Origin of the sequence: Microbulbifer sp. CAU 1566, from assembly GCF_023156515.1 — a bacterium.
Taxonomy (GTDB): domain Bacteria; phylum Pseudomonadota; class Gammaproteobacteria; order Pseudomonadales; family Cellvibrionaceae; genus Microbulbifer.
Genome location: NZ_JALNMG010000002.1, coordinates 709,501 through 725,035 on the forward strand (window position 1 = coordinate 709,501; position 15,535 = coordinate 725,035).

Below are 15,535 nucleotides of genomic sequence, written 5' to 3' on the forward strand. Positions count from 1 at the left end.
CGCTCCCGGCCCCCTCGCCGCCGCAAACATACGACCAACAAGTCAGGACATGCGATCAACAACAAAAAACCCCGCAAGTGCGGGGTTTCAAGAGAGCGAAGTGTAAACGGGTGATCAGCCGGTCATGGCCCTGACCATCGTGATCATGACACCTGCGGCGACCGCAGAGCCAATCACACCGGCCACATTGGGCCCCATCGCATGCATCAGCAGGAAGTTGTGCGGGTTGGATTCCAGCCCCAGCTTGTTGGACACCCGCGCAGCCATGGGAACCGCAGAAACACCCGCGGAACCGATCAGCGGATTGATTTTGTTCTTGCTGAAAACGTTCAGCAACTTCGCCATCAATACACCGGCCGCGGTTCCGATCGCAAAGGCCACAATACCCAACGCCAGGATACCCAGGGTTTTGGGGTCGAGGAATTTATCCGCCGCCAATTTGGAGCCAACGGAAAGACCCAGGAAGATGGTGGTGATATTGATCAGGGCATTCTGCGCCGTATCCGACAGGCGGGAAACCACACCGCACTCGCGCATCAGGTTACCGAAACAGAACATACCCAGCAGCGGCGCCGCATCCGGCAGGAAAAGTGCAACCAGAATCAGCAACACCAGCGGAAACACAATCTTTTCACGCTTGCTCACCGGCCGCAGCTGCACCATCTCGATACGGCGCTCTTGCTCGGTCGTCAGGGCGCGCATGATCGGCGGCTGAATCAGTGGCACCAGTGCCATATAGGAATAAGCCGCCACCGCAATGGCACCCAGCAGATCCGGCGCCAGCAGGCTGGAAACGTAAATTGCCGTGGGACCGTCGGCACCGCCGATGATACCGATGGCCGCAGCGTCGGCGATGGAAAAATCCATAATCCCGGCCGCAGACATACCCACCGCGCCCAGCACCGTGGCAAAAATACCGAACTGCGCCGCAGCGCCGAGGAACAGGGTGCGGGGGTTAGCCAGCAGCGGACCGAAATCCGTCATCGCACCCACGCCCATAAAGATCACCAGCGGGGCAATCCCGGAGGCAATGGCAACGGAGTAAAAGTTATACAGCATGCCATTGTTGAAGCCCGCATCCGCAGCGACCTGGGCCGCCCGCTCCGCCGCCGCGGCCGGCGCACTTTCCAGCGCCGCCTTCAGGCCGTCAATGGATTCAAATGCACCCAGCCCCAGCGCTTGCGCCAGCTGTGTCAGCACACCGGTATCGCCGGAATAGATGGCCGCCTCCACCGCCGGCAACGCAAGGTTGGCGCCCGGAATATTGGCAAGCACACCACCGAAGCCGATTGGCACCAGCAACAGAGGTTCAAAGTTTTTGCGAATCGCCAGAAACAGGAGACCGAGGCACACCAGAATCATGGAGAACTGGCCGATGGTCATCTGGTTGGCGCCCGACGAGAGCCAGAGGTTCGTTATATTTTCCACTGTGGCCCCCGTTATGCGATGGTCAGCAGGGCATCGCCCACCGCCACGGAATCACCTTCTTTGGTACTGATTCCCGTCACGGTACCGGCACGCGGCGCACTCACCGCAGTTTCCATCTTCATGGCTTCGAGAATCACGATATTCTGGCCCTCAGCCACCTGGTCACCGGGCTTCACCAATACTTTGAAAATGTTACCGGCCAGTGGCGCCTTCACCGGCTCACCGCCGGAAGTGACTGGCGCAGCTGCGCCTGCAGCAGGAGAGGAAGCACCCTGCCCCACCGGTACCATCCCGGTTACATCACCGCCGTCGGCGACAGTCACTGTGTACTTCTGCCCCTCTACGGTGACCGTGTAAACACTGTCACCCTCCGCATTTTTCACCTCGGAAGACTCGTTGCCAGTAGGCACTGGCTCGAACGCCTCCGGGTTACCGCGGTTTTTCAGGAATTTGAGGCCAATCTGCGGGAACAGCGCATAGGTCAGCACATCGTCAATCTCACCGCCACCGGTGGTCAGTGCAACATCGTCTTCCGCCGCTTTCTGCTTTAGCTCATCAGCCAGTACACCCAGCTCAGGCGTTAGCAGATCTGCCGGGCGGCAGGTCACCGGCTCGGCTCCGTCCAGGATCCTATCCTGTAGTTCTTTATTAACCTCCGCCGGTGTCGCACCGTATTCGCCTTTCAGGACCGCAGCGGTTTCTTTGGAGATCGATTTGTAGCGCTCACCGGTCAATACGTTCAGTACCGACTGGGTACCAACGATCTGCGAAGTCGGTGTAACCAGTGGGATAAAGCCCAGATCCTTGCGCACACGGGGAATTTCTTCCAACACTTCATCCAGGCGATCACCGGCGCCCTGCTCGCGCAACTGGTTTTCCATATTGGTCAGCATGCCGCCCGGTACCTGGGCTACCAGAATACGGGAGTCAACACCGCGCAAGGAGCCTTCGAATTTCGCGTACTTTTTGCGAACCTCACGGAAATAGGCTGCAATTTCTTCCAGCAGATTAATATCCAGGCCGGTATCCCGGTCGGTGCCCTCAAGAATGGCAACAACCGCCTCGGTAGGACTGTGACCGTAGGTCATGGACATGGAAGAAATCGCAGTATCGATATTGTCGATGCCCGCCTCCACACACTTCAGTGCGGTAGCAGTGGACAGTCCAGTGGTCGCGTGACACTGCATGTGGATGGGGATATCCACCGCCGCCTTGAGTTTGGAAACCAGCTCAAAGCCTTCGTAAGGGCGCAACAGGCCAGCCATGTCCTTGATGGCAATGGAGTCTGCCCCCATGTCTTCGATCTGGCGCCCCAGGTCGACCCACATGTCCATATTGTGCACCGGGCTCACGGTATAAGAGATAGTGCCCTGTGCGTGCTTGCCCTGCTTCTTAACCGCCGCCAGTGCGGTTTGCAGATTGCGCATATCGTTCATTGCATCGAACACGCGGAAGACATCGACCCCATTGGTCGCGGCGCGCTCGACAAATTTTTCGACCACATCATCGGCGTAGTGCCGATAACCGAGAATATTCTGGCCGCGGAACAACATTTGCTGCGGGGTATTCGGCATCGCTTTTTTCAGTTCGCGAATACGTTCCCAGGGGTCTTCACCCAGGTAGCGGATGCACGCATCAAAGGTAGCGCCGCCCCAAGACTCCAGAGACCAGAAGCCCACTTTATCCAGTTTCTCCGCGATGGGCAGCATGTCGTCCAGCCGCAGGCGGGTAGCGAATAGCGACTGGTGGGCGTCGCGCAGGACTACATCGGTAATCCCCAGTGGCTTTTTAACCTCAGTCATGGGTCGTCTCTCTCGAAAGTTGGGTCTTGGAAATTTGGAAAAATGAATCGCTGGCTCGAAGCACTCTCAAGGTCATTGCAGCGTTTGGGTGCTGCGTTCAACCTCATCATGGGAGTGCAAAAAGTCCGCCGCGCTTGTTATCTATTTGCGCCGGTTGCGATGTTGCTCGATTGCCGCTTTGATCACTTTTTTCAGGCGCTCATTACCGGATGGAGCCTGGGCTCCCCCGGCAGAGGACGGCGCTGCAGCCGGTTCAGGCTCAGGAAAAAAACGTGTTATCAGGCGGGACATGATGGAGGTGCAGATCACCAGTACCAGCAGAAATGTAAATACGATTCCCATGCCGAAGACGGTGATGTCCAGGCCTTGCTGCATCAGTGACTCTTGCACTTTATTCCCCTCATTATTTGCAATTTATTCATCTGATCCGATTGAGCGGGCAACATTATCAATACAAGATCCCTTCAAAATCAAACACTTATTAGTTACAGAAGCAACCAAGAACCCCGACGAAACCGCCTTTTTCGACCATTTTCGTTACCAGATTCGCTCACTTGTCCTGTTTGAAATCAACCTGCCGGTTAATTGCACAAATCGCTAGGAGGCAATATAGAATTCCGTACAATAACTGTCTGCGATTTTCGCAACCCGAGCACAACCTCTCACGCAATTCTATCTATGCCAAATCAACAGCCAGAAGTATCGGCACCGACGCGCCCACAACAGAAGGATGGATGTCGCGACACATCGTTAGCACCCAGAATCTATCAGGCCCCCATGGAGGGGGTCATCGACCACCACGTACGCGCGCTGCTCTCCAGTATCGGCGGTCTGGATGTCTGCGTGACCGAGTTTGTCCGGGTGACCCATACCCGCCTGCCCCGCAGGGTATTTACCCGCCTCTGCCCAGAGCTGGATCAGGGCGCCGAGACGCCAAATGGCATCCCGGTCAAACTGCAATTACTGGGGGGCAACCCGCAGGCCATGGCCTACAATGCAGCCAAAGCCGTCGAGGCCGGCGCAAAAGCCATCGACCTCAACTTCGGCTGCCCGGCCAAAACCGTGAATAACAGCGATGGCGGCGCCTGCCTGCTGCAGTCACCCTCCCGCGTTGAAGGTATAGTCGCTGCGGTACGCAACGCAGTGCCCGCGGAAATCCCTGTCTCGGCAAAAATTCGCCTGGGTTTCGAAGACCGCAGCAGCTACCTGGACAATGCCCGCGCCGCAGAAGCCGGCGGTGCCTCAGAACTTGCGGTCCACGCCCGCTCCAAGGTCGATGGCTATCGCCCTCCCGCTTACTGGGAATACATCGGTGAAATTCGCGAGCAGGTGGGCATCCGCGTCATCGCCAACGGCGACCTTTGGACGCTGGAGGACTTCCAGCGGTGCCGAGCCGTCACCGGCTGCGATGCCTTCATGTTCGGCCGCAGTTTGCTCGCCCGTCCGGATATCGGCCTGCAAATACGCGCCCTGTGCGAGAACCGGGACTACACACCGTTAGCCTGGCACCAGGTCGCCGCCCTGCTCTACGACTACTACACCACCACCAAAGACATCTACCCGGCAAAATACCTGGGCAACCGGATCAAACAGTGGCTGGCTTACCTGAAACTGAGCTACCCGCAGGCAAAGCGCTTCTTCGAACAGATCAAGCGCCACCGAGACCCCGAACTACTGGAAATGGCCTTTGCAGAGCAAATGATCCCAACCGAAAACTCCACCGGCGCGCCCCCCTCTAGCGTCGGAATAGAAGCCGCTTGAGAGGCGCCGAGCCCAAAGGCATCGAGCGGATAAAAAACTGAAAAAAGGTCTTGCAAAGCCCTCTCCTCCACGGCAGAATGCGCGCCCTATCGAGCTGAAGCAACCACCTCAGGTTGCCACTGAAGCTCGGTAACTTGCGGATTTTTAAAGAGTTTTTCAGAAAACTCGTTAAAAAAGAGTTGACGAAGCCGAGGCAAGTCACTATAGTTCGCAACCACAACGACGCACTCGTAGCTCAGCTGGATAGAGTACTCGGCTACGAACCGAGCGGTCGGAGGTTCGAATCCTCCCGAGTGCGCCATACAGAAAGCCCCGAGATTGAAAGATCTCGGGGCTTTTTTATTTCGCACCCTCAAAAAATAAACGACATATCGATGCGTGACGGGGCCATTCCAGCCAATAGCCGCCCTGCCCGCAAAAAGCCTACATCCTGCTTTCCTGCTTAGACGCCACAGAAACAACCTTGTTGTTCTCTATAGTTACGGTCACCAGTGACATCCCACCCACAGAGCTGGGTAGCCGATAGGTTAAGACCTCCCTCTTCACTGGATTTCCACCCATCCCCTCATCTACCGCGATAGTCTCCACCTCCTGATACATGGGAGGACCAGCCATATAGATGACCTCCTGTTTACTCTTTCCCTCCTGGATAAGCTTTCCATTGGGAAGCCGGAAGGCCCCATCAGCAAATGCAGAGACCGCTGTTGCAACCAGAATACTCGCCAATGTAATTTTTAACTTTCTCACGGCTAAAACTCCCTTAACGCGTCAACAATGTCTTTTAATCTGCCGAACTTCCATCACTAGCCACACAGTCGAACCAAAAACGCTACAGAAAATACCAACTAGCAATAGAATATTTGGGAAGGCCGAGGTCGGCGCATCAATTAAGCGACCAGCTTCCACACCCAAAATACAAATGCCGGCAATCATTAATGTAGACAGTGCGATAATCTTAAATATCCCAAAAACTCTTGCCATTTTGCAACTCCCGCCTCATCCCGAAAATAAACTGGCAAAAGACAAAGAACTCATAAGAACTCACGGATCTGAATTTGATTTCCATCTGGATCCGCAATGTTACATACTTTAAACATCGAGTTTTCCCACTCCCCTTCGAATACCTGCCCACCAAGTTCGGCAGCTTTTCTTTTGGCGACGTCAAGACTATTCACCGTCAAAAATAACTTAACCGCATTAAACCCATCTTCCGGTAGTTTGAATGGTGCCGCATGAACGACGACATTAAATCCATCGTTATCCAGACTTACGAACTCCTCCGCCTCTCTGAGCACTTTCATTCCAAAAAACTCCCTGTAGAACATAGACAGTTCTTGAAAATTGTCTGAATAGACGAGCGCACCATTTCTTGCTGGCCCAGTCATAAAAGCCCTCAGTATAATTTTCACCATCCAGCCAAAAATGCAAGCTATCGGCCCGGCTGCCACTCCTGGTGCGCGGCAATATGATCACCGTACTCCAGCCATGAAACCTCATGAGACCTCCAGATTACAGAATCTGGTTTGACGCCAGGGTCCTCATCTAATGTTGCGACCCGAAGAATGTAATGTGGACGACCTTCTTTTTCAGCAATCAGATGGGACCCACAAGTGGAGCAGAAGTAACGTATTTTCCCCGGCGATGACTCATAACCCGACAGATTATCTTCACCCTTTTCCCACTTAAAATTTTCCTTTAAAACCGCTGCCGCCGAATTGAATGCGGCCGCATGCGATTTTCTGCACGTTTTACAAGAACAATGCTGAATTGCACTATCCAGACACTTCACCTGGTACTGAACCTGACCGCATGAGCAGCTTCCTTTCATAATTTTGATTTCCCTATCGAGTTTGATATGACTCCAGCTGATACGCAAAATGCTAATTATCAAGAAACATCAGCAATGAGAGTCAAAAGAAACGGCCTGTAAAATTCGCGTTATGGCAACCCAAACTCAGGTCAACCAAGCACTTTTAACGCGAACCAAAAGAGAGACTTAGAGCAAAGCCGCAGGAATTAATTTGGAAATCATTGGCTAATGATGTCTGTATCACATCGGGGTGACCAGTGCGAAGCTTTGAGCGCCCAGTGGGAGGCCAACAAAAACTGCCGGCTCTCGCCATATTTCAGGACACTATGGGGACTTTCTCGGTTTAGTAAAAAGCATACCTATAAGCAAAAGCATTATTCCCAGTGTTGCACTCATGGAAAAGCCGGCCCAAAAATCCGAGCTAAGACCGAAAAGAAAACTGCTGCTATTTATGCGCGAAAGTATGGGAGCGTAAATGGTGGGGATTAGCCCGAGAAGCACCACCGTAACCACTATCGAAGATTTTTTCATAGTATTTTTATCCTCATTCCTTAAGGTTAACATGAAATATAACGGATCTGATCATGCACCCCGGGCGTTTATTTATCAAGCTCGCGGGCAATGGCGCAAAAAACCTCAGAAAACGGAAAACGGAAAACGGAAAATCAATAGACATAAAAAAAGCCGCCCAAAGGGCGGCTTCTTCGAAAGCAATAACTGGTGATTACCAGCCAGTGATTTCCTTCAGTGCGTCGCCGATTTGCGCCAGGGAGCGAACGGTTTTAACACCGGCGTCTTCCAGAGCAGCAAATTTCTCGTCGGCAGTGCCTTTACCACCGGAGATGATCGCACCGGCGTGGCCCATACGCTTGCCGGGAGGAGCGGTTACACCAGCAATGTAGGAAACAACCGGCTTGGTGACGTTTGCTTTGATGTAAGCAGCCGCTTCTTCTTCAGCGGAACCGCCGATCTCACCGATCATAACGATGGCTTCGGTCTGCGGGTCGTTCTGGAACATTTCCAGAATGTCGATGAAGTTGGAGCCCGGGATGGGGTCACCACCGATACCCACACAAGTGGACTGGCCGAAGCCGTGGTCGGTAGTCTGCTTTACGGCTTCGTAAGTCAGAGTACCAGAGCGGGAAACGATGCCCACTTTACCTGGCTTGTGGATGTGGCCCGGCATGATGCCGATTTTGCACTCACCCGGAGTGATCACGCCCGGGCAGTTCGGGCCGATCAGGCGTACGCCCAGCTCGTCGCACTTAACCTTGGCGTCCAGCATGTCCATGGTAGGAATGCCTTCGGTGATGCACACGATCAGCTTGATGCCGCCGTTGGCTGCTTCCAGGATGGAATCCTTACAGAAAGGCGCCGGTACGTAGATTACGGACGCTTCTGCACCGGTCGCTTCTACCGCTTCTTTTACGGTGTCGAATACCGGCAGGCCCAGGTGAGTCTGGCCGCCTTTACCCGGAGTTACACCACCAACCATTTTGGTGCCGTAAGCAATCGCTTGCTCGGAGTGGAAAGTACCCTGGGAGCCCGTGAAGCCCTGGCAGATTACTTTAGTGTCTTTGTTAATCAGTACTGACATGATTATTTACCCTCCGCAGCTTTAACCACTTGCTCTGCCGCGTCGGTCAGGCTGGTGGCCGCGATAATGTTCAGGCCGCTTTCGCTCAGAACTTTAGCGCCCAGGTCTGCGTTGTTACCTTCCAGACGTACAACAACCGGTACTTTTACACCAACTTCTTTCACAGCGCCGATTACGCCTTCTGCGATCATGTCGCAGCGAACGATGCCGCCGAAGATGTTGATCAGAACGGCTTTAACGTTCTCGTCAGACAGGATGATTTTGAACGCTTCGATTACGCGCTCTTTGGTCGCGCCGCCACCAACGTCCAGGAAGTTGGCCGGCTTGCCGCCGTGCAGGTTGACGATGTCCATGGTACCCATGGCCAGGCCAGCACCGTTTACCATGCAGCCAATGTTGCCATCCAGTGCTACATAGTTCAGGTCCCACTTGGCTGCGTGTGCTTCGCGCTCGTCTTCCTGAGACGGGTCGTGCATTTCACGCAGGTCCGGGTGGCGGTACAGTGCGTTGCTGTCGATAACGATTTTCGCATCGAGGCAGTGCAGGTTTTTCTCTGGAGTGATTACCAGCGGGTTGATTTCCAGCAGGGCCAGATCTTTCTCTTTGAACATCTGGGCCAGGCCCAGGAAGATCTTGGTGAACTGCTTGATCTGGTCGCCTTCGAGGCCCAGTTTGAACGCCAGCTCACGCCCCTGGTAAGGCTGAGCGCCTACCAGCGGATCGATGATGGCTTTCAGGATTTTTTCCGGGGTCTCTTCCGCAACTTTCTCGATCTCAACACCGCCTTCGGTGGAGGCCATGAAAACGATGCGACGGGTAGCGCGGTCAAGTACTGCACCCAGGTACAGTTCCTGATCGATGTCAGTGCAGCTTTCAACCAGGATACGGGAAACCGGCTGACCATTTTCGTCTGTTTGATAAGTTACCAGGTTGTTACCCAGCCACTTCTTGGCGAATTCTTCAATTTCCGCTTTGGAGTCTACCAGCTTAACGCCGCCCGCTTTACCGCGGCCACCAGCGTGTACCTGGGCTTTAACAACCCACTTGTCTCCGCCGATTTCGTCTGCTGCCGCTGCTGCTGCTGCCGGGGTTTCCGCTGCGATGCCTTTGGAAACCGGCAATCCGTATGCTGCAAACAGTTGTTTGCCCTGATACTCATGCAAGTTCATAGTCAATACCAATTCACATTTGAAATGTGTTTACCAATTGCAGATTGCTCTGCACCTTTAGACAAGGTTCTGAGGCTGCTTCGTTACAAAACCAGAACCCTGAAATGAATCCGGGGCGGAAACTGATTTCCGCCCCGGTAAAACAGCTCGCTTACTTGCGCTTCTTGCGGTTGGCCATGTGGATGGCGTGACCGTTAACAGCAAGCGCTGCTTCCTTGACTGCTTCGGAGAAAGTCGGGTGGCCGAATACGGTCATACCGATATCTTCCGCGCTGGAACCGAATTCCATGGCAATCGCCACCTGCTGAACCAGATCGGATGCGCTTGGACCCACAATGTGGGCACCCAGTACACGATCGGTTTCTGCGTGAGCGATAATTTTCACCATACCGCCAGATTCGTTCGCCGCTACTGCACGACCTACCGCCAGGAACGGGAATACACCTACGTTGTAGGGTTCGCCGTCGGCTTTCACCTGTTCTTCGGTGCGGCCAACCGCAGCGATTTCCGGGTGGGTATAGATGACGTTCGGGATCACGTCGTAGTTCATCATCGGCTTCTGGCCAGCGATGCGCTCGGCAACCACCACGCCTTCTTCAGACGCCTTGTGCGCCAGCATCGGGCCGCGCACCACGTCACCGATCGCCCATACGCCCGGTGCAGAAGTCATGCACAGGTCGTTGACGTAGATGAAGCCACGCTCGTCCAGCTTAACGCCAGCGTCTTCAGACAGCAGACCTTCGGTGTAGGGGCGACGGCCCACACACACGATCAGCTTGTCGAAGGTTTCCTGGTGGTCTTTACCGTCTTTGTCCTGATAGGTAACGACAACTTCCTTACCTTTCACTTCACTGCCGGTTACACGGCAAGACAGGCGGATATCCAGGCCCTGCTTTTTGAAGATCTTCTGGGATTCTTTGGCGATTTGCTGGTCCATGATGGCCAGGAAGCTGTCCAGGGCTTCCAGTACCACAACGTCGGAACCCAGACGGTTCCACACGGAGCCAAGTTCCAGACCGATCACACCCGCACCAATCACACCCAGACGCTTGGGTACTTCGGTGAATTCCAGTGCGCCAGTGGAGTCAACAATGATCTTGTTGTCTACCGGTGCCGGCGGAATGTTTACCGGCACGGAACCGGAAGCCAGGATCACGTTTTCTGCTTCGTACGTAGTGGTTTTGCCATCGTGGTCGGTGACTTCCACTTTTTTGCCGGAAAGCAGTTTGCCGGTGCCTTCAATGGAGGTCACCTTGTTGGCCATGAACAGGCCGGAGATGCCGCCAGACATCTGCTTCACAACGCCTTCTTTGCGCTCGATCATTTTCTTGACGTCGATCTTCACCTTGCCGGTGTCGATGCCGTGTACGTCGAGGGAGTCTTTGGCTTCGTGGTATTTCCAGGAGCTGTCCAGCAGCGCCTTGGAAGGAATACAACCTACGTTCAGACAGGTTCCGCCGTTAACGACCTTGCCGTCTTTGTTGGTCCATTTCTCGACGCAGGCAGTTTTCAGGCCCAGCTGAGCTGCGCGGATTGCGGCTACATAACCACCGGGGCCAGAGCCGATTACGATTACGTCAAATTTTTCTGACATGGTCCGTTCCAAATTTGTGTGGATTCAACGTATGCGACGTTCATTGCCGCATAACCGGGGGTCTGCCCGGCTTTCCCTGAGACGGTCTTGCTGCCGTTGATGCCAGCGTAAACGCTGGCTCATTTTTCCGGGCGACTGCGCAGTACAGGAAAGTCCAGCCGCCCTATCTCCAATACTCGAACTGCTTACACTTCCAGCAGGATGCGTGCAGGGTCTTCGATCATTTCCTTGATTGCAACCAGGAAGCCAACCGCTTCCTTGCCGTCGATCAGGCGGTGATCGTAAGACAGCGCCAGGTACATCATCGGCAGGATTTCTACCTTGCCGTTGACCGCCATCGGACGCTCCTGAATTTTGTGCATACCCAGAATTGCCGTTTGCGGCGGATTCAGGATCGGGGTGGACAGCAGGGATCCGAATACACCACCGTTGGTGATGGTGAAGGTGCCGCCGGTCATCTCTTCGATGGACAGCTTGCCGTCACGGGCGCGCAGACCCATATCGCGGATGTTGTTTTCGATGTCCGCCAGGCCCATGTTCTCGGCACCACGCAGGATCGGTACTACAAGACCTTTCGGGGAGGAAACCGCAACACCGATGTCCTGGTAACCGTGATAAACGATGTCGTTGCCATCGATGGACGCGTTCACGGCGGAGTAACGCTTCAGCGCTTCTACCGCGGCCTTCACAAAGAAGCCCATGAAGCCCAGGCGAGTACCGTTGTGGGTCTTCTCGAACAGGTCTTTGTAGTTGGCGCGCAGGTCCATGATCGGCTTCATGTTCACTTCGTTGAACGTAGTGAGCATGGCGGTGGACTGGGACGCGTCCAGCAGACGCTCTGCGATGCGCTTGCGCATACGGGTCATGGGCACGCGCTTCTCTACGCGCTCACCCGGTGCAACCGCAACCTGAGCCGCTGCTTCAGCCGGAGCCGCCGCGGCAGCCGGCGCAGAGCCCGCTTTCATCACGTCTTCTTTCAGTACGCGACCGCCTTTACCGGTGCCTTCAACAGCGCCCAGATCCACGCCCTTTTCTGCCGCCATTTTCTTGGCAGAGGGCATAGCGATTTTCTCGCCGCTGGCAGCCGGTGCTTCCGCTTGCGCTGCTGCCGCCGGGGCCGCTTCGGAGGAAGCGCCAGCGCTGCCGCCTGCACCCTCTTCAAACAAAGCAATTACTTCATTGGACAGGATGGTTTCACCCTCGCCCTTGATAATTTCGCTGATGGCGCCGTCTGCCGGTGCGACAACTTCCAGCACCACTTTGTCGGTTTCAATATCCACGATCAGTTCATCGCGGGACACGGCTTCACCCGGTTGTTTGTGCCAGGTGGCTACAGTGCCGTCCTGAACGGATTCCGGGAAAGTTGGCGCTTTAATCTCGATGGTCATTGTTCCTGTTTCCTGAGATTGCTCTTCGTTGTACTGCTGCCTTATTTGACAGTCAGCGCCTCATTGATGAACGTATTCTGTTCTTCCAGGTGCGTGGACATATAGCCCGCCGCCGGTGCAGCGGAGGCTGCGCGGCCGACATATTCCAGCTCCAGCTTTGGATGTGCTTCATTCAGCAGACGACGCAGGTGGTGCTGGCTGGAGTACCAGGCACCCTGGTTCATCGGCTCTTCCTGACACCAGGCGACGCTTTCGATGTTCTTGAATGCGGAAACCGCAGCCAGGAACTCGTCGTCCGGGAAGGGGTAAAGCTGCTCCAGACGCACAAATGCCACATCTTCCTGTTCGCGCTCCATGCGCGCTTCCAGCAGATGGTAGTAGACCTTGCCGGAGCAGATGATCAGACGCTTGACCTTGGCAGGATCTACACCCTCGTCCTGGATCACATTGTGGAACTGGCCCTTGGCCAGCTCGTCCAGGCTGGAGGTAGCCAGCTTGTGACGCAGGATCCACTTCGGGCTCATGATCACCAGCGGGCGACGCATCGGGCGCACCGCCTGACGACGCAGCAGATGGAAGATCTGAGCCGGAGTGGTCGCGTTACATACCTGAATGTTGTGCTCGGCACACAGCTGCATGAAGCGCTCCAGGCGCGCGGAGGAGTGCTCCGGACCCTGACCTTCGTAGCCATGCGGCAGCAGCATCACCAGGCCACACATACGGCCCCACTTGTGCTCACCGGAAGTGATGAACTGGTCGATCACGACCTGGGCACCGTTGGCGAAGTCACCGAACTGCGCTTCCCAAACCACCAGGGATTTCGGGGTGGTAGTGGCGTAGCCGTATTCAAACGCCAGCACGGCTTCTTCTGACAGCAGGGAGTCATAGATATCGAACGCCGGCTGGCCTTCGTACATATGCTGCAGCGGCACGTAGCTCTGCCCATCTTTCTGGCTGTGTACTACGGCGTGGCGGTGAGAGAAGGTACCGCGACCGACGTCCTCACCGGTGAAGCGGACCATATAGCCCTCTTCCAGCAAGGTGCCATAGGCCAGGGTTTCTGCCATACCCCAGTTCAGGGGCAGCGCGCCACCGGCCATTTTGCGACGGTCTTCGTAAATTTTGGCAACCTGGCGCTGCATAACAATGCCATCGGGCACCGTGGTCATGCGGTTGGCCACATCTTTCAGCTTCTTCATCGGGAAGCTGGTGTCACCTTCAACCGTCCACTCGTGGTTCAGGTACGGACGCCAGTCGACAAACATGGACTCGTCCGGCTCTTTTACCAGGCCGGTAGCCACGTCTTCGCCGCGATCCAACTTGTCGCGATAGTCGTTCGCCAGCTTGTCCGCGGCAGCTTTGTCCAGCACACCTTCAGCAACCAGCTTTTCCGCGTACAGAGTACGGGTAGTCTTGTGCTTACGGATGGTCTGGTACATCAGCGGCTGAGTGCCGGAGGGGTCATCGGTCTCGTTGTGGCCGCGACGGCGGTAGCACACCAGGTCGATGACGATGTCTTTTTTGAACTCGTAGCGGTAATCCACCGCCAGCAGGCCGGCCAGCACCACCGCTTCGGGGTCGTCGCCGTTCACGTGCAGTACCGGAGCGTCGATCATTTTCGCAACGTCGGTACAGTACTCAGTGGAGCGCGCGTCTTCGCGCTTGCTGGTGGTGAAGCCCACCTGGTTGTTCAGTACCAGGTGAATAGAGCCGCCGGTGTAGTAACCACGGGTCTGGGACATCTGCAGGGTTTCTTGCACCACGCCCTGACCGGCAAAGGCCGCATCGCCGTGGATATTGATCGGCATCACCTTCTCACCGGTGCTGTCACCGCGGCGGTCCTGACGGGCACGTACGGAACCGACAACCACCGGCGCACAGATTTCCAGGTGCGAGGGGTTAAAGGCCAGCGCCAGGTGCACTTCGCCACCGGGCGTCATCACGTTGGAAGAGAAACCCTGGTGGTATTTCACGTCGCCGGAAGTATCGAGGGTTTTCTTACCTTCGAACTCTTCAAACAGGTCCGACGGGTTTTTACCCAGAATATTGACCAGTGTGTTCAGGCGACCGCGGTGGGCCATGCCGATCACGATTTCTTTTACCGCGTAGGTGCCAGAACGGCGAATCAGCGCGTCCATCAGCGGGATCAGGCTCTCACCACCCTCTACACCGAAACGCTTGGTACCCGGGTACTTGGAATCCAGGTGGCGCTCAAGACCTTCCGCGGCAGATAGGCGCTGCAGAATCTCGGTGCGGATCTCATTGCCGAAATTGGGTTTTGATTGGCTGCGCTCAAGGCGCTGCTGGAACCACTGCTGCTCGTCCAGGTTGGACAGGTGCATGATTTCCGCACCCAGGTTACCGCAGTAGGTATTTTCCAGGCCCTGAACAATTTCGCGCAGGGTGGCTTCACCGTTGCAGAAAAACAGGTCGCCGGTCTGGAAAGTGGTGTCGAAGTCGCCTTCGGTCAGGCCGTGGTAATTCAGCTGCAGATCCGGCACCTGCTCGCGGGCCATGATACCCAGCGGATCCAGCTTGGCCTTTTTGTGGCCACGGTGACGGTAGGAGTTGATCAGTTGCAGAACTTTAATCTGCTTGCGCTCGTGTTCGACATTGGCTGAACCGGCGCCGGGAGCGGACAGTGGGCGGGTACGGTTTTTCGCCAGCAATTCAAAATGCTGACGAATGGCGGCATGTGAGACGTCACCGCCATTAACCCGCGGCAGACTGTCAAAATAACTGCGCCATTCTTCCGGTACACCATTCGGGTCGTGCAGATAGGTCTCGTACAGCTCCTCCACATAGCCGGCGTTGCCACCGGAGATATGCGAAGTGCGCCAGAGCTCCTCCATAGTGCTTTCGTGCATTAATGCCTACCTCAATTGTCGGCGCGCACCCTTGAAATACTGCGCCGCTCTTTCCTGTCTTTTCACTCACAAAAGGGGAGGTGCTGAAAAGACACCTCCCCTTTTTCGTATAAGCCTGA

At 55.3% G+C, this 15,535-nt stretch carries 12 protein-coding genes and 1 tRNA gene; 2 read left to right on the forward strand and 11 right to left on the reverse strand.

Annotated elements, in window-relative coordinates:
* Positions 1–114: 114 nt before the first annotated feature.
* The 3 genes from M0G74_RS08240 to M0G74_RS08250 all read right to left on the reverse strand — a co-directional run bounded on the left by M0G74_RS08240 (position 115) and on the right by M0G74_RS08250 (position 3,620).
* Positions 115–1,428 (reverse strand): sodium ion-translocating decarboxylase subunit beta, encoded by a 1,314-nt coding sequence (locus M0G74_RS08240; RefSeq protein WP_248216112.1) that lies wholly within the window; start codon positions 1,426–1,428, stop codon positions 115–117.
* 11 nt (positions 1,429–1,439) lie between these two features.
* A complete protein-coding gene (oadA, locus tag M0G74_RS08245) occupies positions 1,440–3,230 on the reverse strand; it encodes a sodium-extruding oxaloacetate decarboxylase subunit alpha (RefSeq protein ID WP_248216114.1) in 1,791 nt (596 codons plus the stop codon).
* A 141-nt stretch (positions 3,231–3,371) separates the two neighbouring features.
* Positions 3,372–3,620: an OadG family protein gene (locus M0G74_RS08250; protein WP_236250304.1), complete on the reverse strand. Its 249-nt coding sequence runs from the start codon at positions 3,618–3,620 to the stop codon at positions 3,372–3,374.
* Positions 3,621–4,007: 387 nt separating this feature from the next.
* Between M0G74_RS08250 and M0G74_RS08255 the strand changes: the two genes are divergently transcribed.
* Both M0G74_RS08255 and M0G74_RS08260 read left to right on the forward strand, forming a co-directional pair.
* Positions 4,008–4,991 carry a tRNA-dihydrouridine synthase gene (locus tag M0G74_RS08255; RefSeq protein WP_248216184.1) on the forward strand — a complete coding sequence of 328 codons (984 nt, stop codon included), beginning with the start codon at positions 4,008–4,010 and terminating at the stop codon, positions 4,989–4,991.
* A 224-nt stretch (positions 4,992–5,215) separates the two neighbouring features.
* Positions 5,216–5,292 (forward strand) — tRNA-Arg (locus M0G74_RS08260).
* 122 nt (positions 5,293–5,414) lie between these two features.
* Here M0G74_RS08260 and M0G74_RS08265 read toward each other — a convergent pair.
* The 8 genes from M0G74_RS08265 to M0G74_RS08300 all read right to left on the reverse strand — a co-directional run bounded on the left by M0G74_RS08265 (position 5,415) and on the right by M0G74_RS08300 (position 15,416).
* A complete protein-coding gene (locus M0G74_RS08265; RefSeq protein WP_248216117.1) occupies positions 5,415–5,738 on the reverse strand; it encodes a DUF2845 domain-containing protein in 324 nt (107 codons plus the stop codon).
* A 21-nt stretch (positions 5,739–5,759) separates the two neighbouring features.
* On the reverse strand, positions 5,760–5,972 hold the full coding sequence (locus M0G74_RS08270) for a hypothetical protein (protein WP_248216119.1): 213 nt from the start codon (positions 5,970–5,972) through the stop codon (positions 5,760–5,762).
* A gap of 50 nt (positions 5,973–6,022) precedes the next feature.
* The gene (locus M0G74_RS08275) at positions 6,023–6,376 is read right to left on the reverse strand and encodes a VOC family protein (protein WP_248216121.1); all 354 of its coding nucleotides are present in this window, start codon (positions 6,374–6,376) and stop codon (positions 6,023–6,025) included.
* A gap of 1,149 nt (positions 6,377–7,525) precedes the next feature.
* Positions 7,526–8,398 carry a succinate--CoA ligase subunit alpha gene (gene sucD, locus M0G74_RS08280; protein WP_160153145.1) on the reverse strand — a complete coding sequence of 291 codons (873 nt, stop codon included), beginning with the start codon at positions 8,396–8,398 and terminating at the stop codon, positions 7,526–7,528.
* Positions 8,399–8,400: 2 nt separating this feature from the next.
* Positions 8,401–9,567 carry an ADP-forming succinate--CoA ligase subunit beta gene (gene sucC, locus M0G74_RS08285; RefSeq protein WP_248216123.1) on the reverse strand — a complete coding sequence of 389 codons (1,167 nt, stop codon included), beginning with the start codon at positions 9,565–9,567 and terminating at the stop codon, positions 8,401–8,403.
* 151 nt (positions 9,568–9,718) lie between these two features.
* Positions 9,719–11,161, reverse strand: coding sequence for a dihydrolipoyl dehydrogenase (gene lpdA, locus M0G74_RS08290; RefSeq protein WP_160153143.1), 1,443 nt, complete (start codon positions 11,159–11,161; stop codon positions 9,719–9,721).
* A 185-nt stretch (positions 11,162–11,346) separates the two neighbouring features.
* Positions 11,347–12,549, reverse strand: coding sequence for a 2-oxoglutarate dehydrogenase complex dihydrolipoyllysine-residue succinyltransferase (gene odhB, locus M0G74_RS08295; protein WP_248216125.1), 1,203 nt, complete (start codon positions 12,547–12,549; stop codon positions 11,347–11,349).
* Between the two features lie 41 nt (positions 12,550–12,590).
* Positions 12,591–15,416: a 2-oxoglutarate dehydrogenase E1 component gene (locus M0G74_RS08300; protein WP_248216127.1), complete on the reverse strand. Its 2,826-nt coding sequence runs from the start codon at positions 15,414–15,416 to the stop codon at positions 12,591–12,593.
* Between the last annotated feature and the right edge of the window lie 119 nt (positions 15,417–15,535).

Excerpts from the sequence above, each read along its gene's own strand:
- lpdA (WP_160153143.1), bottom strand. The coding sequence starts at position 11,161 with ATGTCAGAAAAATTTGACGTAATCGTAATCGGCTCTGGCCCCGGTGGT.
- sucC (WP_248216123.1), bottom strand. The coding sequence starts at position 9,567 with ATGAACTTGCATGAGTATCAGGGCAAACAACTGTTTGCAGCATACGGA.
- M0G74_RS08300 (WP_248216127.1), bottom strand. The coding sequence starts at position 15,416 with ATGCACGAAAGCACTATGGAGGAGCTCTGGCGCACTTCGCATATCTCC.
- M0G74_RS08270 (WP_248216119.1), bottom strand. The coding sequence starts at position 5,972 with ATGGCAAGAGTTTTTGGGATATTTAAGATTATCGCACTGTCTACATTA.
- M0G74_RS08255 (WP_248216184.1), top strand. The coding sequence starts at position 4,008 with ATGGAGGGGGTCATCGACCACCACGTACGCGCGCTGCTCTCCAGTATC.
- M0G74_RS08275 (WP_248216121.1), bottom strand. The coding sequence starts at position 6,376 with ATGACTGGGCCAGCAAGAAATGGTGCGCTCGTCTATTCAGACAATTTT.
- sucD (WP_160153145.1), bottom strand. The coding sequence starts at position 8,398 with ATGTCAGTACTGATTAACAAAGACACTAAAGTAATCTGCCAGGGCTTC.
- oadA (WP_248216114.1), bottom strand. The coding sequence starts at position 3,230 with ATGACTGAGGTTAAAAAGCCACTGGGGATTACCGATGTAGTCCTGCGC.
- odhB (WP_248216125.1), bottom strand. The coding sequence starts at position 12,549 with ATGACCATCGAGATTAAAGCGCCAACTTTCCCGGAATCCGTTCAGGAC.